The organism is Mesorhizobium sp. M0062 (assembly GCF_040323125.1).
Taxonomy (GTDB): Bacteria; Pseudomonadota; Alphaproteobacteria; order Rhizobiales; family Rhizobiaceae; genus Mesorhizobium.
Genome location: NZ_JAMYUO010000013.1, coordinates 40,317 through 62,801 on the forward strand (window position 1 = coordinate 40,317; position 22,485 = coordinate 62,801).

The following is a 22,485-nucleotide window of genomic DNA, read 5'->3' on the forward strand; positions in this document are numbered from 1 at the left end:
GGAAATTGGCGGCTTCGCCGCTTTCGCCAATTTTCGACGCTGGCGCAAAGGCTCCGGCCATCATGCTCTTGCGGTGAGGTCAAAACGCGTGGTGGGTATCGTCACCGCTTCCCGGAGATTGCCAGTGCCCGAAACCGCCAACCATCTCGCCTTCGCGCTGGTCTGCCTGGGCATGGTGCTGACGCCCGGGCCGAACATGATCTACCTGATCTCGCGCTCGCTGTCGCAAGGCCCGAAGGCCGGGCTGATCTCGCTCGGCGGCGTGGCGGCCGGCTTTCTGTTCTATGTCGTATCGGCAGCGCTGGGCATCACCGCGCTGCTGCTTGCCGTGCCGTTTGCCTATGACGCACTGCGCATTGCCGGCGCGCTCTATCTGCTATGGCTCGCCTGGCAAGCGGTGCGGCCCGGCGGGCGCTCACCATTCCAGGTGCGCGAACTGCCGAAGGACAGGCCGCGCAAGCTGTTCGCGATGGGCCTGATGACCAATCTCCTCAATCCCAAGGTGGCGGTGCTTTATCTGTCGCTGCTGCCGCAGTTCATCTCGCTGGGCAACGGCCATGTGCTGTCGCAGCTTCTGGTGCTCGGCGCCACGCAGATCTCGATCAGCCTGACCGCCAATGCCATCATCGCGGTAACGGCCGGTTCGATCGCCACCTTCCTTGCCGGACGGCCGCTATGGATGGTCATCCAGCGCTGGATGATGGGCACGGTGCTCGCCGCGCTGGCGCTTAAAATGGCGACCGACGCGCAACGCTGATCGGACGCAGCGCGCCGAGACTACATCGGCCGCCGACCTTCCCATTCGAATCGGCCGGCCGAACCTGCACGGAGGCCAGCGATTGAGATTTTCGCAGCCCTGCCCGGCAAAAGCCATGATCGCGGCTAAGTCAGGCAGGCATGACAATGATCTGCACCACCAATCATCCGCTCGCGCAAACCCGCTCTGGCGCAGCAAGTCCAAAACCAAACAGGCGCCTGCTGCTGATCGGCCTTGCAGCCATGGCCGGCCTCGCTGCTTGCAGTACGGTCTCGGTGCCGACCGGCGAAGGCGCCGGTGTGTCGTCCTCGGCCACCGCGACGCTGGCCGGCATCCGAGCTTCGGCCGGACTGCCGGCGCTGGTGCCGGACGCCCAGCTCGAGCAGGCCGCTCGGCAGCAGGCCGGCTATATGGCCTCACGCGAACGCATGAGCCACACGACGGGCTGGGGAAAGGATTTCGCGTCGCGGATGAAGGACAATGGGGTGCGGGGCGCCGCCGCCGAGAACATCGCCGAGGGCCGCTTCGACCAGCAGAAACTGTTCGACATCTGGATGCATTCGGCCGGCCACCGCCGCAACATGCTCGATCCGGATTTCAGCCGCTTCGGCCTCGCCTATGTACGCGACGGACGCGACAGCGCCATCCGCTACTGGAGCCTGGTGCTCGGAAAATAGCAGCCAGCGGTTACGGCGCGAGCCAGCCGTCAGCCTTTCGCGATCAGCTCGCCGATATCCCCAGCCGACAGGGGTTTGCTGAAATAATTGCCCTGCACCTCGTCACAATTGTTCTTGCGCAGGAAGGCGACCTGGTCTTCCGTTTCGACACCTTCGGCCAGCACCCGAAGGTTCAACTTCTGCCCCAGGGAAATCACGGCGCCAGTGACCGCTTGATCGTTCTCGTCGGTCGCGAGATCGTTGATGAAGGACTTGTCGATCTTCAGCCGCGCCACCGGAAACGTCTTGAGAGCGCTGAGACTGGAATAGCCTGTTCCGAAATCGTCGATCGATATCTGCACGCCGAGCTTTTGCAGTCCGTTCATCGTTGCGACCGCCAGCTCGAAATCCTGCATGATGAGGCTTTCCGTCACTTCGAGCTCGAGATACCTCGCCTCCAGGCCGCTTTCCTTCAATGCGTTGACGACGCGGTCGATCAGGTTCTTCTCCCGGAACTGCCGCGCCGACACGTTGACGCAGACGGTTACGGGCGACAGACCGGCGCGCTGCCAGGCTTTGTTCTGCCGGCAGGCTTCGTGCAGGATCCAGTCGCCGAGCGGCACGATCAGCCCGGTCTCCTCGGCGGTCGGGATGAACATCGCCGGCGAAACCAGGCCTCGCGTCGGGTGGTTCCAGCGCACCAGCGCTTCGACGGCGAAAACCTGCCCCGATCGCAGATCCACCTGTGGCTGATAATGCAGAGCGAATTCCGACCGGGCGAGCGCGTTTCGCAATTCCTCCTGAAGCAGGAATTTTTCATGTGCCGTTGAGTTGAACTCCGGGGCATAGAACTGGAAATTGTCGCGGCCGAATTCCTTGGCGCGATACATGGCGGCGTCGGCATTGGCCAACAGCGTATCCGGGCTGGTCCCGTCCTTCGGGTAATTTGCGATGCCGATGCTGGCCGTCGTTCTCAGCCGATGCTCTCCGACAAGAACCGGTTCCGCGATCGCATCCCTGATCGTCTGCAGGGTTTCCGAGACCACATCGACATTGGTGGTTTGGTCGAACAGGACGATGACAAATTCGTCGCCGCCAAGCCGCACGACGGTGTCGGTGGCCTTCACGCATCCAACCAAACGGCTGGCGACGGTCTTGAGGAGTTCGTCGCCGGCATTGTGGCCAAACGTATCGTTCACCAGTTTGAAATTGTCGAGATCGATGAACACCACCGTCATCCAGCGATTGTATCGCTGCGCGTAGAGGACCGCCTGGGAAAGCCGATCCTCCAGCAAAGCGCGATTGGGCAGGCCGGTCAGCGCATCATGGTTGGCCATGAAGTGGATCTGGTCTTCCGCCAGTTTGCGCTCGATCGCGATGCCGGCAATGTGTGTGGTGAATTCGATCAGGCGGGTCTCGGCATGGGTGGGTTCGCGCACGGTCATCGAATACATGGCAAAGGCGCCCAACACGACGCCCCGATGCGACAGGATCGGGGTTGACCAGCACGAACGATAGCCATGGGGTGCCGCCAGTTCGCGGTAATCGTCCCAAAGCGGATCCTGCAGAATATCGGTAACAATGACCGGTTCCCGCCGGTAGATGGCGGTTCCGCAGGATCCCACCTTGGGACCGATGGCCGCCCCATCGATGGCGCTCGTATAGGCTTTCGCCAGGCCCGGCGCCGCACCGTGACGCAAATGAATGCCGTCCTTGTCGAGCAGCAGGACGGAACCGAATATCCCCTTCAACTGAGCCTCGACGAAGCGCATGAGGCGGTCGAGCACGTCCTCCAGCGGCGCGCTCGTGGCAATCATTTCGAGGATCTGCGCCTGCCCGCTGCGAAGGACATCCGCCTGCTTGCGGGCGGTGATGTCGTGGGCGATGCCAACCAGGCCGAAGATTTCATTTTGGCGATTGCGCAACGGCACCTTCGTCGACGAAAGCCATTTGCCGTTCCCCGACGCATCGACGACAAACTCTTCCGCGTCGATCATTGGTTGTCCGCTCTTGAGCAGGCGCTGCTCGACCAGGCGAAATTTCCGCGCAACTTCCGGGGGGTGGAGATCAAAATCGGTCAAACCGATCATGTCGCTGGTCTTGTTGCGGCCGCTATCGGTCGCAAGGGCGCTGTTGACCACGACGAAACGGCTTTGCGTATCCTTGACCCAGAGATAATCGGGCACCCAGTCGATCAGCGCCTGCAGCGAAATGCGCTCGTCGACGATCTGCCGATTGGCGAGGAGTTCAGTGATGTCCTCATGCGTGGCGATCCAACTGCCATCGGGCATGGGCTGGTTACGGATCTGGATTGTGCGACCATCGACAAGTTTGGCGGTCCAGAGCCGCGAAGCCTTGCCCGAATTGATCGAGCGAGCCGTTGCGAGATAGGTGTCGGCAGCCGTGGGCGCCGGGCCGGGCGCCGCGGGGCGGGGGGCTACGCGGCGTTCGACTATTTCGCTCAGTGTCACGCCAGGCCGCAATTCCTCGGGCGCAATGCGGTAGATTTCCGCATAGCGCCGGTTGCTCAGGATCAGCCGTTCATCGGCATCGAAAAAGCAGATGCCTTGCGAAATATTCTCGATCGCAGTCTCGAAGCGCAGGGTCTGCCCTTCGAGACCCGCAATGGTCGTGCGAAGTTCTCCCTCGAGCGTATCGTAGGAAACGTCAGCCAGTCTTGCCAATGCGGCTACGCCCACCGGCCCGCGCGCCCCGACGGATCTTCTGGATGACTTCGTGACCAAACAGACCTCCTCCGGTTTGGCACCTGAAACAAGAAAGGGCCTCTGTCGTGCCAGACGAAAGTCGACTGACAATGTTACAGATGTGCTAATTCAAGATGAACTGTAACGGAATTGGAGGCGTCAGCAACCAGATACCAAAGGTGCAAATGTCATTTCAAATCAACTTCCAACGGCTCATTATCGATATTCTTTTGCACACGCGGGTTTTGACGATCATCCGAGCAACAATCATCAGGGGCAACCAGCTTGCCGCCAGCGCTACCGGCGCCCGCCTCAATCCATATGCGCGGCAGGAGCGGCCGCGCCGGCCGGAGCGGTCTTCGGCTTGCGCAGCAGGAAGACAAACGGAATGGCAACCAGCGTCATCACCATCAGCAGTTTGAAGTCGTTGACGTAGGAGATCATCATCGCCTGGATGTTGACCATGCGGTCCACCTGCGAAAGTGCCGTCGGATCGCCGCCTGCTGCCGCCGGCGAGGCCGCCCACAAATTGGGGTTGAACGGGTTGATGAAAGCCGACAGTTCGGTGTGATTGACCTGCGTGTTGCGCACCATGAGAACCGTCACCACCGACACACCGATCGACGAACCGAGATTTCGAACCAGGCTGAACAGGGCCGTGGCGTCGGTGCGGAAGCGCACGTCGAGCGTAGCGAAGGCCACCGTGGACAGCGGCACGAACACCATGCCCATGCCCAGGCCCTGGATGACGCCGGAGCTGAGGATCAGCCAATTGTCCATCTGCGGCGTGAAGGAGGACATGGTGTAGAGCGACTGCGCGGTGAGCAGAAAGCCGATGACGACGAGGATGCGGGCGTCGATCCTGCTCATGAGCCGTCCAACGACAAGCATCGAAATCATCGTGCCGACACCGCGCGGCCCCAGGACGACGCCGATGGTGACGGTCGGATAGCCGAAGATGGTCGACAGCATCGGCGGCAGCAGCGACATCGAGGCCAGGATCAGCACGCCCATGACGAAGATGAAAGCCAGACCGGTGACGAAATTGCGGTCGAGGAAGATCTTGGGGTCGATGAAAGGACGTTCCGCCGTCAGTGTATGGATGATGAAAACCCAGAAGCCGGTGATCGAAAGAGCAAGCTCGATCCAGATTTCGACCGAGGAAAACCAGTCGACCTCGCCGCCGCGGTCGAGCAGCAGCTGCAGCGCGCCGACGCCGAGCGAAATCATGGCGAAACCGAAGAAATCGAAGCTGCGGATCCGCCGGGCAACGACCGGCAAATAGGCTGCCATGCCGAGGAAGGCGATGATGCCGACCGGCAAATTGATGAAGAACACCCAGCGCCAGTTGAAATTCTCGGTCAGCCAACCGCCCAGCGTCGGACCCAGGATCGGCCCCAGCATGATGCCGGCGCCCCAGATGGCCATCGCCTGGCCGTGGCGTTCCCTGGGGTTGATGTCGAGCAGGAAGGTCTGCGACAGCGGCACGATGGCTGCGCCGAACACGCCCTGCATCAGCCGGAAGAACACTATGCTCTCCAGGCTCCAGGCAATGCCGCACAGCATCGAGAACACGGTGAAGCCGACAACCGCCGCCAGGAACAGTTCCTTGCGGCCGAAGCGGTCGGCCAGCCAGCCGGTCACCGGCGTCATGATCGCGGCGGCAACGATGTAGGAGGTCAACACCCAGTTTATGTTGTCGGGCGACGCGCCGAGGTCGCCGGTCATGGTCGGCAGCGCGACATTGGCAATCGTGGTGTCGAGCGCCTGCATGACCGTCGCCAGCATCAGCGCCACGGTGATCAGGCCGCGATGCGGCACTTCCTTGAAAGGTTCTGGTGTGGTCATGATGCGGAACTTCCGACAGGTTACAAAAACGTGTACATTAGGTTTCCGGGCGGCGAGGCCTTCTCTGGTGAAGAGACCCTCATCGCGGTGGGACGCGATCTATCGATGTGGGGGTTACATCGATCGAAGGTCTCGACACATCAGGCGCTTGCCGCCCGGAAATCCAAGGTCCGAAGGATGGGCGCGCCGAGATGGTCCAGGTTCTGGGCAGGCCGCGATGCGGCCCGGTCCAATCCACCCCTCGTTCAACCTGCCGTCGGACCGATCCTGTCATCTCAACTTCACCTCGCCTGCGGCGGGCGTTCTGCCGGGCCGTGATCCTGCTTTTCGAGATCACGGTCCATTCACAGTCTATTGTGCTTCGCCTGCGGTGGCGTGGCCGAAGATAGCGGGGAACCCGCGAGCAACGCCGGTATCCACCGTAACCGAGGCGCTCATACCGGTGCGCAGCGCCATTTTGGCGTCGGCATCGGTCAGCTCCAGGCGCACCGGAATGCGCTGCGTGACCTTGACCCAGTTGCCGGTGGCGTTTTGAGCAGGCAACAGCGAAAACTCCGCGCCGGTGCCGGCGCCGATCGCCTTGACGGTGGCCTCGAAAGTTCTGCCCGGATAGGTGTCGACGACGATCTCGGCCTTCTGGCCAGGCTTCATGTGGGTAAGCTGGGTTTCCTTGAAATTGGCATCGATCCAGGTGTCGCCGGTCTCGACCAACGCAAACAGCGGCGTGCCGGAACCGACATACTGGCCGATCTTGAACGAGGAGGCCTGGCTGATGACGCCGTCGGCCGGCGCCTTGACCGTGGTCTGCGCCAGATCGTAGGCGGCCTTGTCGCGCGCGGCGAGTGCGGCCATCACCGTCGGATGCTTGTCGGTCTCGATATCGGGATTGCCGGCGAGAGCCGCCTTGGCGCTGATGATGCCTTGCTCGGCAACGGCCAGTTGCTGCCTGGCTTTGTCGAGATCGTTCTTGGCCTCGTCCAGCGACGATTTGGCGTTGATGCCCTTCTGGGCAAGGTCGGCGGCGCGGTCATACTGCGACTGCGCGTAGTCGACCTGGCTGGCATCGGACTTTTCCTGCGCCAGCGCCTGGCTGTAGGCGGCGCGCAGCTGTTCGATACCGACGCGTGCGACTGCGACCGCCGCGTCGGCCTGCGCCAATGCAATCCGGTAGGGCTCGGGGTCGACGGCAAACAGCACATCGCCCTGCTTGACCTGCTGATTGTCCGAGATGCCGACCTGAACGATGCGTCCGGCGGTGTCCGAGGCGATCGACACCTTGGCCTGCTGCAAATTGGCGTTCTCGGTTTCCTGATAGCGGCCGCCGGTCACCCAGACATAACCGCCACCAATGGCCAGCGCGGCCGGCAGGGCGACCATCAGCAGCAAGCGGCCGAGGCGGCGCTTCTTGACCGGAGCCGGAGCGGGTTGAACCGGGGGAGCCACCGCGACAGGTGCTGCGGCCGGCTGTGCAGGCGCTTCGGCGGCCGGCTGTGCCGGCGTCTCGATCTTGGTTACATTCTCGTCCAGCTTGGCTGCCGCGTTCATGCTGCTGCCCCTTCCGTACTCTTCAAGGACGACGTCTCGCCGTCCGCCAGGTTTTGCACGATGGTGTCCAGCGCCCGGATAAGGACGCGGCGGTCGTCCGGCGAAACGCCGACCAGCGATTCCTCATAAACTTCGCCAGCAAGGCTTTTGACCTCGGCATAGGCCGCGTTCGCCTTGGCTGTCGGGAAGATCATGCGCACGCGCCGGTCAGTTGCGTCGGAGCGCCGCTCGATCCAGCCGCCCTCCTCCATCCGGTCGACGAGGCGTGAAACGCTGATCGGCTCGATTTCGAGAAGTTCGGCGAGGCGAGCCTGGGCGACGCCGGCCTCCTTGGCGACGCGAACCAGAAGCCGCCATTGTGCCGAGGAAAGGCCAAGACCGCTGGCGCGCGCCTCGAAGCGCTTGCGCATGAGGCGCTGCACGTCGTGGATCAAAAAGCCCAATCTATCTATGCCGTCGGAAACCATGAGCGGTATATATTATAAGCGTGCTTACCATTCAAGGCGCCGCATTGCGCCAGAGCCGAAAAAGAGGGATGGCAGCCATGCAGATGCGGTCATGGCACAGTCAATAACGGTTGCGGATGACCTCCCGACCGTGACGTGAATTGCCGTCGAGAACGCCGCGAGGAGAAAGGTCGTCTTGCGCGTCCTCGCCACCGGCACACCTAGGCTTTCGGCGGCACTTTCGCCGGCGGGGAAGGCATCGAGCCGGCGGTGGTTCCACAGGGCATAGGCAAGGATGGTGCCCGCACCCAGCGCGCCCGGATATTGTCCCAGCGAGCCAGGCCGAGGCCGCCCAGCAGCGGCTTTCCACGATGGTGACCTGCCACAGTCGACCAGCGCCCTTCGATTTTACGACAGGCGCAATTTCGATCAAACTGGCCTCGCAAAAAGCCGGCAGCATGGAGTGGCCAAATGCGAGGAGACTCATGAACCCGACCGAGAAAGCGCTGTGGTTTGTCGAGAGCCATTTGCCGGAAGCGATCTCGCTTGAGGATGTCGCGCAAAGCAGCGGCGTCTCGCGCTTTCATGTGACGCGCGCCTTTGGCGCCGCCACCGGCCGTTCGGTGATGGGCTATATGCGCGCGCGCCGGCTGACCGAAGCGGCGCGCAAGCTGGCTTCCGGCGCGCCCGACATCCTCGCTGTCGCGCTCGATGCCGGCTACGCCTCGCACGAAGCCTTCACCCGCGCCTTCCGCGATCAGTTCGGCACGACGCCGGAACTGGTGCGCGCGCAGGGCAGCCTCAGCAATCTCGACCTGGTGGAGCCGATCCTGATGGACCAGTCCTTCCTCGCCTCACTGCCGCCGCCGCGCTTCGAGACCGGCCGTCCCTTCCTCATTGCCGGCCTCGGCGAGCGCTACAGCTGCGAAACCAGTGCGGCCATTCCGATGCAGTGGCAGCGCTTCGGTCCCTATATCGGCAACATTCCGGGCGAGACCGGCGACGTCGCCTATGGCGTCTGCGTCAATGGCGACGATGCCGGCAATTTCGACTATATCGCCGGGGTCGAAGTTTCGGATTTCTCGGACCTGCCGAAGGAGCTTTCGCGGGTGCGGGTGCCGGCGCAGAAATACGCCGTGTTCACCCATGCCGAGCACATCTCCACCATCCGCCGCACCGTCAACACGATCTGGAACAAATGGCTGCCGGCCTCGGGGCACGATATAGCCGACGGCCCCGAATTCGAGCGCTACGGCCCGGAGTTCCATCCGCGCAGCGGCAATGGCGGGCTGGAGATATGGGTCCCGGTGGCCTGAACGCCGCTACAACTCCAGGTTCCAGTTCTGGCCGACCAGATCCTTGCCGAAGGCGTGATGGCGCTCTTCGTCCACCAGCCTGAAGCCGGCACTCTCGTAGATGTGGCGGGCGGCGGTCAGGATGTCGTTGGTCCATAGGGTCAGCGTCTTGTAGCCCTTAGCACGAGCAAAGCCGATGCACTCCTGAACCAGCCGCTTGCCGATGCCGAGGCCGCGCGCCGATGGTTCGACATAGAGCAGGCGCAGCTTCGCCACCGCGTCGGATTTGCGCACGACGAAGACCGAGCCGACTACCTCCCCTTGCCGTTCGGCAATCCAGCTGCGTTCCCATTCTGGATCGAAGGATTTTACGAAGGCGCCGAGGATTTCGGCGACCAGCGCCTCGTAGGTTTCGTCCCAGCCATATTCCTGTGCGTAGATCTGTCCTTGGCGGCGCACGACCCAGCCGATGTCGCCGACCTGCAAGGGGCGCAGCACATACGGCACTTTGGACTCCGGGCTGTCGCCCAGGAGTTGCTGCACCGTCTGCATAGCCTTGGCCAGCCGGTCCTGTTCGGCAGCGGGAAGCCGCGCCAGCAAGGCGGCGACCTGGTCGTGCGAAGCCCGGTTCAGCGGCACGAAGGCCTGCCGCCCCGCCGGCGTCAGCGTGATCGACGATTGCCGCGCATCCGACGCCAGCGCCGCGCGCGAAATCAGCTGCAGGTGCTCGAACTTCTTCAGGAGCCGGCTGACATAACCGGCATCGAGGCCGAGATCGCGAATGAGATCGCTGGCGGTCAGGCCATCGCGATGCGCCAGTTCGTAGAGCACCCGCGCCTCGGTCAGCGAGAAGGCGCTTTTCAGCAGGCCTTCGTCGAGCAGACCTATCTGGCGGGTGTAGAAGCGGTTGAAAGCCCGCACCGCGTCGATGCGCTCCTTGCCGGGCTGATGATGGATCGTCATGGGAAGCCTCCTGCCCATCAACGATCGGCCATTTATTTGACTTAGTCAAGTATGTACGAGATGCTCACGCGGTCGCTTCTCAGGCGATCGCGCGGCGGCGCCGCGCGATCAGGACGAACAGGCCGAGCAGCACGACGCTGGCCGCCGCACTGGCGGCGGCAAATTCCGGCACCGGGCGAAAATCCTTGCCGTCGATCAGCAGCGATGCCGCGACCGGGCCGATCGCCAGACCGAAAAGCTGGGCCGCCGGCACCAGAAGCACGGCCGTGCGCGTCTCGTCGGCGGTGATCGCCAGCCGGATCTGATAGGGCACGATGAACAGAAGGATGAAGCCCATGATCAAGGCCGCGACCCAGAAAACCGTCAGGCCGGGGCTGCCGGCGAGCACCACGGAACTGGCGACGGCGACCACGCCGATCGCCACGATCGCGAAGCGGTAATCGATGCGCGCCTCGAAGACGGTAGCCGTCATTGCGCCCAGCACCTGCAATGCGAGGTTGGCCGAGACGATCAGGCCGACGGTGCGGCCATCGATGCCGTATTGTGCGCCAAGTGGCTCGAGAAACGCCCAGACCGAGCCGAAGAACATGAAGTAGCAGAAGACGCTCAGCAAAGCGGCAAGCGAAGGAACGGTCAGCACATTGCTGAACTGTTCCTCCTTGGGCAGGTCGGCATAGCTATCGGGGACGATGAAGGCGACCGCCACCGAAGCGATGCAGACGACGGCAAGGACGATGAAGCCGCCGGCCGATCCGGCGGCCGGGATGACGTAAAGCGCCACCAGCAGGGCAAGGGCGCATTGCGCCAGGGTCTGAAGGGTGACGAAGAAGCCGCCGATGCGCTCGGCCCGGCGCGAACGGGCGATCAGTTCCGTGGCGACCGCCACCAGCCCGCCCTCGGCGAGGCCGGCCACCGCGCGGGCGGCAATCAGCGAGGTGGAGGTCAGCGCATAGGAGGTCGCCCAGTTCGCCAGCGCCAGCAGGACCAGAAGGACGGCACTTTTCCAGCGCATATTGTGGGCGGAAAGCATCATGGCCACCACAGCCGAACCGATGCCGATGGCAATCATCTCGGCCGTGGCGACCAGCGCGAGTTCGTCGCCGCTGACATGCCCCTCGGTATAGAGTGCGCCGAGCAGCACCGGCTGCAGCCCGAGAATGAGCAGGCCGACCGAGCCGATCCACAATGCCGAGGCGAGTTGCGCCCCAGTGGGGTTGCCGACCAGCCAGTCGCCGTTCCCGGCATCGGCGTTACCAGCAGAAGTCACGGTCGCCTCCCAACGTCCTTGCCTGGCGGCAAAAAAACTGACAGTCTGTCAGCATTTAGAAACTGATACTCGATCATATTCGTTTGTCAATCAGTAGCGGGACTTGGCACCAACAAGGCTGGGGATGGTCTTGGCGATCGAATGGTCTGGGCGATCGAGAGGATGGCGGCATGAACGAAGCAGTGCAGATGACGACCGAACCGAGGCGCAGGCCCAAACAGGAGCGCAGCCGCGAGCGCATCGACGCCATCCTGTCGACGACCATGCGGCTGATCGGCGAGAAAGGCATCGACGCCGTCACCATGAAGGAAGTCGGCGCACAGGCCGGCGGGCCGATCGCCACCGTCTATCATTACTTCCCCAACAAGTCGGCGATCCTGGCGATGCTCTACGAGCGATTCTCCGAAGTGAGCCGCGCCCGGCTTGCCGCGATCGTTGCCGACGTCGGCGGGCTGAGCGACGTTATCGCTGCGGCCGACCGGCTGCTCGACGACTACTATGAGCGCGTCGCCGGCGACCCCGCCATTCAGGACCTGCAAAACGCCATCCAGGCTGACAAGGCGCTGAAGAATCTCGACATCGCCGAAACCCGGCACCAGGCGACGATGTTCTGCGACCATGTCGGCCCCTTTCTCGCGCCAGAGCGACGCAATGAGTTCGGCCGTATGGTTTTCCTGATCTTCCAGCTGGCCGGCGGCGTCGTGCGCATGGCGCTGACCCAGGACCAGGAGGAAAGCCGCCACACCATCGAGGACTACCGGTCGATCATCCATACGCAGTTGGGACTGTTTCTCTAGCGCCCGATTCGACCCCGTCCGGTCTGGTGGATGAGGTTTTCGAAGCCGTCGGCCAGGTTGGCGGCGCCGGCGGCGACGATCTTCGACAGGTTTCTGGCGCGACCCGGGGTCTTGTTGGCATCGAGCAGCACGGCCCTGCCCTCATGCACGACAAAGTCGAATTTGCCATAGTCGAAGCCCAGCTTCCGACGCAGGGCGCGCAATTCGTCGGGAACCGCAACCGGCTCCCGGCGGATGGTGTCGTCGCCCTTGACCAGGCGCTGTGGCGAGACATAGCGGGTGCAGCGCTCCCGATCGCCGCAGAATATCCAGAACCGCGCCGCAAACCCGTCGGGCTCGATTTCGGGAATGAATTTTTCCACGATCAGGTCGGCACGCCTGAAAATCTCCGGCGCCACATCGGCCAGCGAGGCATGCACCTGATAACGGTCGAAGGTCTGCCCGCCCGGGAAAGGCACTGCCTTGCCGGCGCGAACGGATTTTCGGTTGAGCTGCTCCTCGGGCGTCCCCCAATGATTGAGGTTGCTCTTGACGATGACCTGGCCGCTCCAGTTGGCACCCTCCTCGAGGATCGCACCGCTGATGCGGCGCTTGGAAATGTCGGTCGCACCAAGATTGAGACAAATCGGAAATCCGCGCGCGTAGTCGACATAGTCCGATGGCGTCACTGTCGCGTCGACATGCAGGACGGCAATATCGGCGTTATGACTTGCCGAGGGTCCACGCATGATCTGCACGGAGTGACCGCGCCGTTTCAGCTCCGCCAGGACGTCGAACAGCATGTAGGGGCTGTCCTGGCGCAGCAGGAGGCCCCGCCGGCTCTGGAAGCGGTCAAATTCATGCGTTATGACGGCAATGCGGGCCATGGCCTTTCCATGCATGAGGTAACTCGCAAGGCAACCAACAGCCTGGAAGGAAATATGTCCAGCCTTTCCCCAAACCGTTCCGCATGACTGAGCATTGGGACGCAATTCGCCGTCACTGGCGGCTTCTCGGGTCGCCGCTGTGTCCGCCCCCGGAAGCTGTCGCCGCCTATGAGCGCGAACTTAGCCTGCAATCGGTCGATGTGGTGCTGCTCGGGGTCACGCCGGAGCTTGCCGGCCTCGGAAGGACCATGCTCGCGATCGACGAGTCCACTGCCATGATATCGGGCATCTGGCCGGGCGATACCGCCTCACGCAAGGCGGTGATCGGCAACTGGCTGGAGTTGCCGCTGGGCGACGAAAGCGCCGGGGCGGTGATCGGCGACGGCTGCCTGTCGGCGCTGGACTCCTCGGTTGCACGGCAGGCGCTGCTTGCCGAGATCGCGCGTGTGCTGAAGTCCGATGGGCGGGCTGCATTGCGCGCCTATGCAAGCCCTCAGGTGCCGGACGATCTGCAGGAGGTCCGGGCGCTGACGCTGTCCGGTGGTGTCGCGACCTTCCACGAACTCAAATGGCGCATTGCCTTGGCTTGTGCCGGCGGCGATCCCGACCGCGCCATTCCGGTGCGGGCGATCCTCGACGCCTTCGATGCGCTGTTTGCCGACCGGGAGGCCCTTGCCGCGACGACCGGATGGGAGATGCCGGTCATCGGCACCATCGATGTCTATGCGAATTCGCAGACTGTCTACAGTTTCGCCCCGGCGGCGACGCTGGTCGAAGAGGCGAGCCGGTTTTTTGACAGTGTCCGCCTCGCGCCGACAGGGACCTATGGGCTGGCTGAACGCTGTCCGCTTCTGGTGCTTAAATCGCCGCGGCGCCGGTAGGGTCTGCCGTCGGATCGCGGCACGGCTCCAATTGGCACAATTGTGCTCACCGTTCGCCTTGACTCTCGAAAGCCACGCGCTTATTTCAGCGCGACGTTAGCACTCTCCCCAGGTGAGTGCTAACGCACATCCGGCACCGCCGGATCGAGGAACAGCTCTCACCGTTCTCATTCGAGGAAGAAAAAATGGCAAAGTCGAAGTTCCGCCCGCTTCATGACCGCGTGGTCGTACGCCGGGTCGAATCCGAATCCAAGACCGCCGGCGGGATCATCATCCCGGATACGGCAAAGGAAAAGCCGCAGGAAGGCGAGATCATCGCCGTCGGCTCCGGCGCTCGCGACGAAGCCGGCAAGCTGGTCCCGCTGGACGTCAAGGCCGGCGACCGCATCCTGTTCGGCAAGTGGTCGGGCACCGAAGTCAAGCTCAATGGCGAAGACCTTCTGATCATGAAGGAATCCGACATTATGGGCATCATCGGCTGATCATCGGCCTCACCGTCAACTAATTTCGGGCTTGATCGCAAGCCCCCTGCCAGGAGCTAAAAAATGGCTGCTAAAGACGTAAAATTCTCCCGCGACGCCCGCGAGCGCATGCTGCGCGGCGTCAACATCCTCGCCGACGCAGTGAAGGTCACGCTCGGCCCCAAGGGCCGCAACGTCGTCATCGACAAGTCGTTCGGCGCACCGCGCATCACCAAGGACGGCGTCACCGTCGCCAAGGAAATCGAGCTTGAAGACAAGTTCGAAAACATGGGCGCGCAGATGGTCCGCGAAGTTGCTTCGAAGACCAACGACATCGCCGGCGACGGCACCACGACCGCGACCGTTCTGGCGCAGTCGATCGTCCAGGAAGGCCACAAGGCCGTTGCCGCCGGCATGAACCCGATGGATCTGAAGCGCGGCATCGACCTGGCCGTGACCGAAGTCGTCGCGGCTCTCGGCAAGGCTGCCAAGAAGATCAAGACCTCCGAGGAAGTTGCCCAGGTCGGCACGATCTCGGCCAATGGCGACGAGTCGGTCGGCGCCATGATCGCCGAAGCGATGCAGAAGGTCGGCAATGAAGGCGTCATCACGGTTGAAGAAGCCAAGACCGCCGAGACCGAGCTGGAAGTCGTCGAAGGCATGCAGTTCGACCGCGGCTATCTCTCGCCCTACTTCGTCACCAACGCCGACAAGATGGTTGCCGAGCTCGAGGACGTCTACATCCTACTGCACGAGAAGAAGCTGTCCAACCTCCAGGCCATGCTGCCGGTTCTCGAAGCCGTCGTGCAGACCTCCAAGCCGCTGCTCATCATCTCGGAAGACGTCGAAGGCGAGGCTCTGGCCACGCTGGTCGTCAACAAGCTGCGTGGCGGCCTGAAGATCGCCGCCGTCAAGGCGCCGGGCTTCGGTGATCGCCGCAAGGCCATGCTGGAAGACATCGCCATCCTGACCGGTGGCCAGGTCATCTCGGAAGACCTCGGCATCAAGCTCGAGAACGTCGGCCTCAACATGCTCGGCCGCGCCAAGAAGGTGTCGATCTCCAAGGAGAACACCACCATCGTCGACGGCGCCGGCAAGAAGGCCGAGATCCAGGGCCGCGTTGCCCAGATCAAGCAGCAGATCGAAGAGACCACGTCGGACTACGACAAGGAGAAGCTGCAGGAACGTCTGGCGAAGCTCGCCGGCGGCGTTGCGGTGATCCGTGTCGGCGGCGCGACGGAAGTCGAAGTCAAGGAAAAGAAGGACCGCGTCGATGACGCCCTCAACGCGACCCGCGCGGCCGTGGAAGAAGGCATCGTTGCAGGCGGCGGCGTCGCACTGCTGCGCGCTTCGGCCAACATCAAGGTCACCGGCGTCAATGCCGACCAGGCTGCCGGCATCAACATCGTTCGTCGTGCACTGCAGGCTCCGGCCCGTCAGATCGCTTCGAACGCAGGTGCTGAAGCTTCGATCGTTGCCGGCAAGATCCTCGACAACAAGGGCGCGACCTACGGCTACAACGCCCAGACCGGCGAGTATGGCGACATGATCGCCATGGGCATCGTCGACCCGGTCAAGGTCGTTCGCACCGCTCTCCAGGACGCGGCTTCGGTCGCCGGCCTGCTCGTCACCACCGAAGCCATGATCGCGGAGGCCCCCAAGAAGGAGTCTGCTGGCGGCGGCATGCCTGGCGGCATGGGCGGCGGCGGCATGGGCGGCATGGGCGGCATGGATTTCTAAGAATCCATAAAGCCGCCCATGAGCTAAAGTTGCTCAATCCCGCAAGCGGGCTTGAGTGGCGGCATCGATTTCTAATCCAAGCTATCTGGCTTATGCATACGGAAAGGGCGCCGAGAGGCGCCCTTTTTGTTTTGGAAAGCGGATGGTTAGGCGGCGCTGTCCGCCTGCCGCGCAACCTTGCCTGCAAGCACCGCCTGCTCGACAAGCGCCGCGACCTCGTCGGCCACCACCAGCACCGGGCCACGATCGCGGGTGGCCCTCGCAATCACCATCAGCCCTTCCAGCGAGGATTCGACCAGCAGTGCCAGGGCATGCGCCCGGCGTTCGGGCACTCCTGCCCTGACAAAGGCCTGTCGCAGCAAGCCGATCCATTGCTCGAAAGCCGATCGGCAGAGTTCCGCCAGTTCCGGCACATCGGTGGGTGAATCCAGCACCACCGGCGCGATGGGGCAACCCAGCGAAAAATCATTGTCCTCCAGCATGCGCCCGACCGACTGGTAGATGTGATGGACGGCCACTGCAGGATCGCTCTCGGCTGCCAGTGCTTCGCCCAGCCTTTTCGTGACGTCGGCAACGCTGTTGCGCGTCACCTCGATGACCAGTTGGTCCTTGCCGCCTGGGAAATGAAAATAGAGCGAGCCGCGCGGCGCCCCGCTGGCGCCCAGAATGTCGTTGAGCGAGGTGCCGTGATAGCCGCGCTGCCTGAGCAACAGGCCTGTGGTCTCGAGTATGCGGGTGCGGGTGTCGTTGGCCATGTCAACCTCTGTCAGCAGTGACGCATTATACGCCTTGCCAAGAATATGACAATCGGTCTATATAATATGTAGATCAGTCTATAGATTATAAGGAGAATGACATGCGCAGCTACCGTCTTGAAGGGTTTGGTGGAACCGAATCCCTGGCGATGCGCGACGAGGCGCGGACGGAACCGAAACCGCATGAGATCGTGGTGCGAGTCCGCGCCGCCTCGCTCAATCGGCGCGACACGATGATCCTTGGCGGCACCTATCCGTTGCCGCCGCGGCAAGGCATCGTGCCGCTGAGCGACGGCGCCGGTGACGTCGTCGCAATCGGCGATGCCGTCACCCGTTTTGCCGTCGGCGACCGCGTCACCGGCAGCTACTTCGCCCGCTGGATCGATGGCCGCATCAATGCCGGTCTGATCGACCAGCTCGGCTGTACGCTGGACGGCATGCTGACTGAGTTTGCCGTGCTCGACGAACAATGGGCGGCGCGACTGCCCGATCATCTGAGCTGGCACGAAGCGGCGACGCTGACCTGCGCCGGCGTGACGGCCTGGAACGCGGTGACCGGGACCCGGATTCCGAAGCCTGGTCAATGGGTTCTCACCATCGGTTCGGGTGGCGTTTCGCTGTTTGCTCTGCAGTTCGCCAAGTTGCTCGGCTGCCGGGTTATCGCCATCACATCGCGCGCGGAGAAGGCCGACAGGCTGCGGGCGCTGGGCGCCGACCTCGTTGTCTCCAGCACCGACATACCGGAATGGGGCGGCTGGGCGCGCGAGCAGACAGGCGGCATCGACCTCGTCGTCGAAACCGGCGGCCCGGCCACCTTCGCGCAGTCGCTGATTGCCAGCACGCTTTATGGACACATCGTGCTGCTGACGCTGCAGGACGCCAGTGGCAGATCGATCGAGATGCCGGCAGCGCTTTATCAGCGCAGCCTCGCCACCATCAGCCGCCTGTTCGTCGGCAGCCGCAGCAATCTCAAGGCCATGCTGCGCGCCGTGTCGCAGCATCGCCTCAAGCCCGTTGTCGACAGGGTCTTCCCCTTTGCCGAAGCCCCCGAAGCGTACCGCCACTTCCAGCAGGGCGACGTGTTCGGGAAGGTTGTCATCGACTGCGCCTGACCCAATTGCCCGCTTTTCAACCCCGAACCAGGAGAACGACCATGACCATCCGTGAAGCTTCCGCAGAATGGCAAGGCACGCTGAAGGAAGGCGGCGGCCGTCTGCGGCTTGGCAGCGGCGTCTTCGAAGGCGCCTATTCCTTTCCGTCGCGGTTCGAGAACGGTCCGGGCACCAATCCCGAAGAGCTGATCGGGGCAGCACATGCCGGCTGCTTCTCGATGGCGCTGACCTTCATCCTCGGCCAGGAAGGCCACGTCGCCCGCACCATCCGCACCGTCGCCAAGGTGCATCTCGGCGCGACCGCCGCCGGGCCGACGATCACCCGCATCGAGCTCGAAACGGAGGCGGAGGTCACGGATCTCGCCGAAGACGAGTTCGAACGCCTGGCGCAGTCGGCCAAGGCGACTTGCCTCGTCTCGCGCGCCTTGGCCGGCGTGCCTCAGATCACCCTAAAGGCCGTGCTGGTCAAAGCCGTCAAAGATCAATGAAACCGGGAGAATATGATGAAACAGGAGCTTATCATGGACGCAGCCGGGAATGATTTGTCCCGGCAGACGGCCGAGATCATGCATCGCTTCAACGATGTGTTCCAGCTGCACGATCCGTCCGCGCTTGCCGAGTTGGTGGCGCAGGATTGCGTTATCGAAAACACCGTGCCGGCGCCGGACGGCGCCCGCCATGCCGGCAAAGAGGCGTGCATTGACCTATGGTCGGCGATCGCCACCCAGCCCGGCACGCGCTTCGACCTCGAGGAAACCTTCGTCGCCGGTGAACGGGCGACGATCCGCTGGCGCTACTTCATGGCCGACGGCAACTCCATCCGCGGCGTCAACCTGATGCGTGTCGCGGACGAGCTGATCGTCGAGGCGATGGGTTACGTCAAAGGATAGAAGCGTTGCCCGGCACTCCCGTTCCCAGCCCGGAATCTCGCTCAAGTCGAGTTTCCGGGCCGGTTTTCTGGTCACTGGATGACGCGGTGCAGCTTCACCGTGGTGCTGGGACTGTTCTGGATGGTCTGGAAGATCACGCAATAGCGATCCGTGAGTTCGAGCAGTTGGTCGAGCTGACTTTGGGGAGCGTCGGTGTCGATGTCGAACCGCAAGCGGATTTCCTTGAAGCCGACTGGAACACCCGCAGTCACGCCGAGCGTGCCGCGAAGATCGACGTCACCTTCCGCGGAAACTTCGGCGGACCTGATCGGAATTTCGAGCACGGCCGCCGCCGCGCGCATCGAGACACCGGCGCATGCGATCAGCGCCTCCAGCAGCATGTCGCCGGAGCACAGTTCCTGGCCGCTGCCCCCGGCCATCGGATGGATGCCGGCAAGCGCCAGCCCGCGTCCGGTCTCGACCTGGCAGGTGACGGTGGACGCGTCGGCGACGCCTTTGGCCTTCAAGGTGAGGAACGCGGCCTTCGCATCCCTGCGATAGAGATCCTTGATCGGCTCCTGCGTGGCGCGAAATGTTGCGATTTCCATGAACAATCTCCTGTCTTGAATTGTCGTTGTCAAAAATGGCGAGCAGTGGCCGGGCACCCTTATTCCGGCACCGCGATGCCGGAGCCGCCGAGCTCAGCCGGAAAGTCCCTGAGCTTGGGCAGCCCGTCCTTCATCGGCAGCACGGTCTCAGCGTAGTTGACGTGAACCCCAGGCGTGAATTTCACGCCTGGTATCGTTGCCGCATAGACATCGACCAGGCCGAGCGGCGGATGAACGGTCATCAGATGACCACCGCATTTCGTGCAGAACTGGCGATCGCTCATTTCGGTCTTCTCGAACCCGGACAGGAACTCCGCGCCCCCGGTGACCTTGACGTTCTGAGGCTTCCACAGCGTGAATGCGTTCACGGGAGACGCCGACCACGATCGACAAGAACCGCAATGGCAATAGCCCATTGCCTCGGCGGCTCCGTGCACTTCGATTTCCACGGCGCCGCAAAAACACCCGCCCTTATGTACCGTCATGACTTTTGTCCCTGGTTGGTTTCGACAGCACTCAGCGCCCACTCTCGGCAGCGCTTGAGCACCGGTGCAGGTTTAGGAGTTCTGGCCGCGAACTGAATGATACGGCGTCCGCCTCGCTTGACAGCGCGTCCGGAACTCGAAAGGGATGGCTCACCGGCTAGCCGGGTGCGGGACGAAACGGAATGGCCGGGGATGCTCTGTCTGACCTGTTGAGGACGGTACGCCTTACCGGCGCGACGTTTTTTGACATTGAGGGCCACGAGCCGTGGGCCGTCTGCTCGCCGGCGCCATCGTCCATCCTGCCGAAGATCCTGCCCGGTGCGGACCATCTGATCTCCTACCATGTGGTAACGGCCGGTCGCTGCTTCGCGCGCATCGTCGGCCAGGAAGCGATCGCGCTGGAGGCCGGCGAAGTCGTCGTCTTCACCAGGAGCGACCCGCATATTATGTCCAGCAATCCGGCGCTGCGCGCCGATCCCCCGACAGCCGACGTTCTCGACATCGCAACAGCCGGCCGGATGCCGTTTTACATCAACTGCGCCGGCGACGGCGCGACCTCGGCCAGGCTGGTTTGCGGCTATCTCGCCTGTGATGCACAGCCTTTCAATCCACTGCTCGAGGCTTTGCCGCCGGTGATCAAGGCCGGAGATGCCAAAGGCGATGGCGGCTGGCTCAGCCAGTTCATCAACCTGGCTGTCACGGAGGTGGCGCAAAAGCGCGCAGGCAGTGAAACGGTGCTCACCAAACTGAGCGAACTGATGTTTGTCGACGTGTTGCGCCGTTACTTGGAATCGCTGCCGCCACAAACCACGGGATGGCTGGCTGGCCTGCGCGATCTGCACCTGGCGAGGGCACTGGCGCTGATCCACGACCGGCCGGCGCATAACTGGACGGTGGAGGCGCTGGCGAAGGACTCCGCGCTGTCGCGCAGCGTGCTCGCCGAACGCTTCACCAGGCTGGTCGGCATGCCGCCAATGCATTATCTCGCCAAATGGCGCATGCAGATCGCCTCGGAACTGCTCAGCGCCGGCTCCAGCAACATGGCCAGCATCGCCGCTGAAATCGGCTACGAATCCGAGGCAGCGTTCAGCCGCGCCTTCAAGAAGATGATCGGCCTTCCGCCCTCGGCCTGGCGTCTAGGCATCCGGACCGGATCCGGAACCGACGAAGAGTAGGCCGAGGCCTGGCAGCTCCTGTTCTATCGATCAGCCAGCGCCAGCTTGGCGCCGAGCATGACAAAGGCGCCGGCGAAGGTGCGGCGCATCCAGGTCAGCACCATCGGCCGCGACACGACATGGCTGCGGATCGAGGCCGCAAAGATCCCGTAAGCGACGAAGACGACGAAGGTCAGCAGCATGAAGACGCTCGAGAGTTCGAGCATCTTGGCAAATGCGTTCGGTTCGGTCGTGCTGACGAATTGCGGCAGGAAGGCAAAGAAGAAGATCGACAGCTTCGGGTTCAGGATGTTGATCAGGATACCGGAGGTGATGACCTTGGCTGCCGAGCGGGGTGCCGCGTTTTCATCGACGCTCAGGCCGCCCTTCTCCTTCAGCGTGTTCCAGGCCATGTAGAGGAGATAGGCGACGCCGAGATATTTCAGCGTCTCGAAGGCGACAGCACTTGTGTGCAGCAGCGCCGCCAGGCCGGTGATGGCGGCGGCCATATGCGGGATGATGCCAAGCGTGCAGCCGAATGCAGCAGTGATCGAGGCGCGCGCGCCTCGCGAAAGCCCGGCGCTCAGCGTGTAGAGAACGCCGGTGCCGGGCGAAGCCACGACGATCAGCGACGTCAACAGGAATTCGATGCTCATGGTTCCTCCAACGCCCTGCCCGTGGTGGAAGCTATCGGGGGATGTGGGATCAGGCAAGGTGGGCGTCGACTAGATCGTTGGCATCCCGTGCGCCTTGCGCGCCATCAGGCAATCGTCGCCGCCAGGCATGCAGGCGTGGCAGACGTCCGGGCGGATCTCGTAGATGCCGCAGGCCGTGTGCTTGCCGATCTCGCCCGTAAGCGCCGAACAGCGCACGCCTTCGCAGCGCATCCCGGACAGGTCGGCGGACACGAACTTTTCCGGAATCCGGTCAAGTTGCGCATCGTCCTCGGTCGAGAAGCGCGGCCATTCGGCCGAGTAGGAGCAGCAGGCGCCGCAGCTCTGGCAATCGAAAACCGGCTGGTCGTCCTGTTTTGACGACCGGATATCCCTGGCGGCCAACGCGACCAGCCCAGGCGCTGCGAGATTGCGATCGGCTTGGTGCGGCAAGGCGCTATTTCTTCTTGCCTGCCTTGCCCTTGGGCGTGGCGGCTGGCGCCTCGAACAGATCGGTCGCCGACGGTTCGGCGGCCTTCGGCGCGGCAGCGGGCTTGGCCTGCTTTGCTGTGGCAGCAGCCGGCGCTGCCGGCTGGTCCTTGGTGGAAAACTTTATGGCCAT

At 63.1% G+C, this 22,485-nt stretch carries 24 protein-coding genes and 1 pseudogene; 11 read left to right on the forward strand and 14 right to left on the reverse strand.

The features are described from left to right. Window positions 1-124 precede the first annotated feature (124 nt). Window positions 125-757: a LysE family translocator gene (locus NKJ64_RS16975; protein ID WP_023671530.1), complete on the forward strand. Its 633-nt coding sequence runs from the start codon at window positions 125-127 to the stop codon at window positions 755-757. 146 nt (window positions 758-903) lie between these two features. After that, entirely contained in the window at window positions 904-1,434 is a 531-nt protein-coding gene (locus NKJ64_RS16980) for a CAP domain-containing protein (RefSeq protein WP_023671529.1), read from the forward strand. 29 nt (window positions 1,435-1,463) lie between these two features. Here NKJ64_RS16980 and NKJ64_RS16985 read toward each other — a convergent pair whose 3' ends face one another. The 5 genes and pseudogenes from NKJ64_RS16985 to NKJ64_RS17005 form a co-directional block, all read right to left on the reverse strand. Next, a complete protein-coding gene (locus tag NKJ64_RS16985) occupies window positions 1,464-4,097 on the reverse strand; it encodes an EAL domain-containing protein (RefSeq protein ID WP_352463007.1) in 2,634 nt (877 codons plus the stop codon). A gap of 333 nt (window positions 4,098-4,430) precedes the next feature. After that, on the reverse strand, window positions 4,431-5,966 hold the full coding sequence (locus tag NKJ64_RS16990; RefSeq protein WP_023671527.1) for a DHA2 family efflux MFS transporter permease subunit: 1,536 nt from the start codon (window positions 5,964-5,966) through the stop codon (window positions 4,431-4,433). A gap of 351 nt (window positions 5,967-6,317) precedes the next feature. Beyond that, window positions 6,318-7,511: an HlyD family secretion protein gene (locus NKJ64_RS16995; protein ID WP_352463008.1), complete on the reverse strand. Its 1,194-nt coding sequence runs from the start codon at window positions 7,509-7,511 to the stop codon at window positions 6,318-6,320. Then, complete coding sequence (locus NKJ64_RS17000) at window positions 7,508-7,978, reverse strand: MarR family winged helix-turn-helix transcriptional regulator (RefSeq protein WP_023705728.1); 471 nt, start codon at window positions 7,976-7,978, stop codon at window positions 7,508-7,510. Before NKJ64_RS17000 ends, NKJ64_RS16995 begins: the two co-directional genes overlap by 4 nt. Window positions 7,979-8,104: 126 nt before the next feature. Then, a pseudogene (locus tag NKJ64_RS17005) lies at window positions 8,105-8,313 on the reverse strand (iron chelate uptake ABC transporter family permease subunit); the annotation flags it as partial. A gap of 129 nt (window positions 8,314-8,442) precedes the next feature. Between NKJ64_RS17005 and NKJ64_RS17010 the strand changes: the two are divergent. Further along, complete coding sequence (locus NKJ64_RS17010; protein WP_023697700.1) at window positions 8,443-9,273, forward strand: AraC family transcriptional regulator; 831 nt, start codon at window positions 8,443-8,445, stop codon at window positions 9,271-9,273. 6 nt (window positions 9,274-9,279) lie between these two features. Here the strand turns inward: NKJ64_RS17010 and NKJ64_RS17015 are convergent, their stop codons facing one another. Then, window positions 9,280-10,215: a bifunctional helix-turn-helix transcriptional regulator/GNAT family N-acetyltransferase gene (locus NKJ64_RS17015; RefSeq protein WP_023747749.1), complete on the reverse strand. Its 936-nt coding sequence runs from the start codon at window positions 10,213-10,215 to the stop codon at window positions 9,280-9,282. Window positions 10,216-10,294: 79 nt separating this feature from the next. Continuing rightward, window positions 10,295-11,482: an MFS transporter gene (locus tag NKJ64_RS17020; protein WP_027049676.1), complete on the reverse strand. Its 1,188-nt coding sequence runs from the start codon at window positions 11,480-11,482 to the stop codon at window positions 10,295-10,297. Between the two features lie 170 nt (window positions 11,483-11,652). On the opposite strand from NKJ64_RS17020, the gene NKJ64_RS17025 reads away from it, so the two are divergent. Further along, window positions 11,653-12,279 carry a TetR/AcrR family transcriptional regulator gene (locus NKJ64_RS17025; protein WP_023712752.1) on the forward strand — a complete coding sequence of 209 codons (627 nt, stop codon included), beginning with the start codon at window positions 11,653-11,655 and terminating at the stop codon, window positions 12,277-12,279. On the opposite strand, the gene NKJ64_RS17030 is transcribed toward NKJ64_RS17025, so the two are convergent. Further along, window positions 12,276-13,145, reverse strand: coding sequence for a hypothetical protein (locus NKJ64_RS17030; protein WP_352463009.1), 870 nt, complete (start codon window positions 13,143-13,145; stop codon window positions 12,276-12,278). The two genes, NKJ64_RS17025 and NKJ64_RS17030, sit on opposite strands and share 4 nt — an antisense overlap. A gap of 83 nt (window positions 13,146-13,228) precedes the next feature. Between NKJ64_RS17030 and NKJ64_RS17035 the strand changes: the two genes are divergently transcribed. The 3 genes from NKJ64_RS17035 to groL all read left to right on the forward strand — a co-directional run bounded on the left by NKJ64_RS17035 (window position 13,229) and on the right by groL (window position 16,227). Further along, the gene (locus NKJ64_RS17035; RefSeq protein ID WP_352463010.1) at window positions 13,229-14,026 is read left to right on the forward strand and encodes a class I SAM-dependent methyltransferase; all 798 of its coding nucleotides are present in this window, start codon (window positions 13,229-13,231) and stop codon (window positions 14,024-14,026) included. A 185-nt stretch (window positions 14,027-14,211) separates the two neighbouring features. Then, window positions 14,212-14,508, forward strand: coding sequence for a co-chaperone GroES (groES, locus tag NKJ64_RS17040; RefSeq protein ID WP_006203049.1), 297 nt, complete (start codon window positions 14,212-14,214; stop codon window positions 14,506-14,508). A 63-nt stretch (window positions 14,509-14,571) separates the two neighbouring features. Beyond that, entirely contained in the window at window positions 14,572-16,227 is a 1,656-nt protein-coding gene (gene groL / locus NKJ64_RS17045; RefSeq protein ID WP_023709705.1) for a chaperonin GroEL, read from the forward strand. Window positions 16,228-16,373: 146 nt separating this feature from the next. Here groL and NKJ64_RS17050 read toward each other — a convergent pair whose 3' ends face one another. After that, entirely contained in the window at window positions 16,374-16,982 is a 609-nt protein-coding gene (locus tag NKJ64_RS17050) for a TetR/AcrR family transcriptional regulator (protein WP_023697706.1), read from the reverse strand. A gap of 101 nt (window positions 16,983-17,083) precedes the next feature. Between NKJ64_RS17050 and NKJ64_RS17055 the strand changes: the two genes are divergently transcribed. From NKJ64_RS17055 to NKJ64_RS17065, 3 genes are read left to right on the forward strand one after another with little or no spacing between them, the layout of a single operon-like run. Beyond that, window positions 17,084-18,094, forward strand: coding sequence for a zinc-dependent alcohol dehydrogenase family protein (locus tag NKJ64_RS17055; protein WP_352463011.1), 1,011 nt, complete (start codon window positions 17,084-17,086; stop codon window positions 18,092-18,094). Window positions 18,095-18,135: 41 nt separating this feature from the next. After that, window positions 18,136-18,582, forward strand: a complete 447-nt coding sequence (locus NKJ64_RS17060) for an OsmC family peroxiredoxin (RefSeq protein WP_023689922.1) — start codon at window positions 18,136-18,138, stop codon at window positions 18,580-18,582. A gap of 15 nt (window positions 18,583-18,597) precedes the next feature. Beyond that, complete coding sequence (locus NKJ64_RS17065) at window positions 18,598-18,984, forward strand: nuclear transport factor 2 family protein (protein WP_023828901.1); 387 nt, start codon at window positions 18,598-18,600, stop codon at window positions 18,982-18,984. A 71-nt stretch (window positions 18,985-19,055) separates the two neighbouring features. On the opposite strand, the gene NKJ64_RS17070 is transcribed toward NKJ64_RS17065, so the two are convergent. Together NKJ64_RS17070 and NKJ64_RS17075 are read right to left on the reverse strand one after the other, a co-directional pair. Further along, complete coding sequence (locus tag NKJ64_RS17070; protein ID WP_023684308.1) at window positions 19,056-19,571, reverse strand: OsmC family protein; 516 nt, start codon at window positions 19,569-19,571, stop codon at window positions 19,056-19,058. A gap of 59 nt (window positions 19,572-19,630) precedes the next feature. Beyond that, the gene (locus tag NKJ64_RS17075) at window positions 19,631-20,056 is read right to left on the reverse strand and encodes a GFA family protein (RefSeq protein WP_023715197.1); all 426 of its coding nucleotides are present in this window, start codon (window positions 20,054-20,056) and stop codon (window positions 19,631-19,633) included. Window positions 20,057-20,238: 182 nt separating this feature from the next. Between NKJ64_RS17075 and NKJ64_RS17080 the strand changes: the two genes are divergently transcribed. Continuing rightward, the gene (locus NKJ64_RS17080) at window positions 20,239-21,231 is read left to right on the forward strand and encodes an AraC family transcriptional regulator (protein ID WP_023828900.1); all 993 of its coding nucleotides are present in this window, start codon (window positions 20,239-20,241) and stop codon (window positions 21,229-21,231) included. 23 nt (window positions 21,232-21,254) lie between these two features. On the opposite strand, the gene NKJ64_RS17085 is transcribed toward NKJ64_RS17080, so the two are convergent. The 3 genes from NKJ64_RS17085 to NKJ64_RS17095 all read right to left on the reverse strand — a co-directional run bounded on the left by NKJ64_RS17085 (window position 21,255) and on the right by NKJ64_RS17095 (window position 22,485). Further along, window positions 21,255-21,866, reverse strand: a complete 612-nt coding sequence (locus tag NKJ64_RS17085) for a LysE family translocator (protein ID WP_023689918.1) — start codon at window positions 21,864-21,866, stop codon at window positions 21,255-21,257. A gap of 69 nt (window positions 21,867-21,935) precedes the next feature. After that, window positions 21,936-22,316, reverse strand: coding sequence for a YkgJ family cysteine cluster protein (locus NKJ64_RS17090; RefSeq protein ID WP_023715196.1), 381 nt, complete (start codon window positions 22,314-22,316; stop codon window positions 21,936-21,938). Between the two features lie 4 nt (window positions 22,317-22,320). Beyond that, window positions 22,321-22,485 carry a hypothetical protein gene (locus NKJ64_RS17095; RefSeq protein ID WP_023671505.1) on the reverse strand — a complete coding sequence of 55 codons (165 nt, stop codon included), beginning with the start codon at window positions 22,483-22,485 and terminating at the stop codon, window positions 22,321-22,323.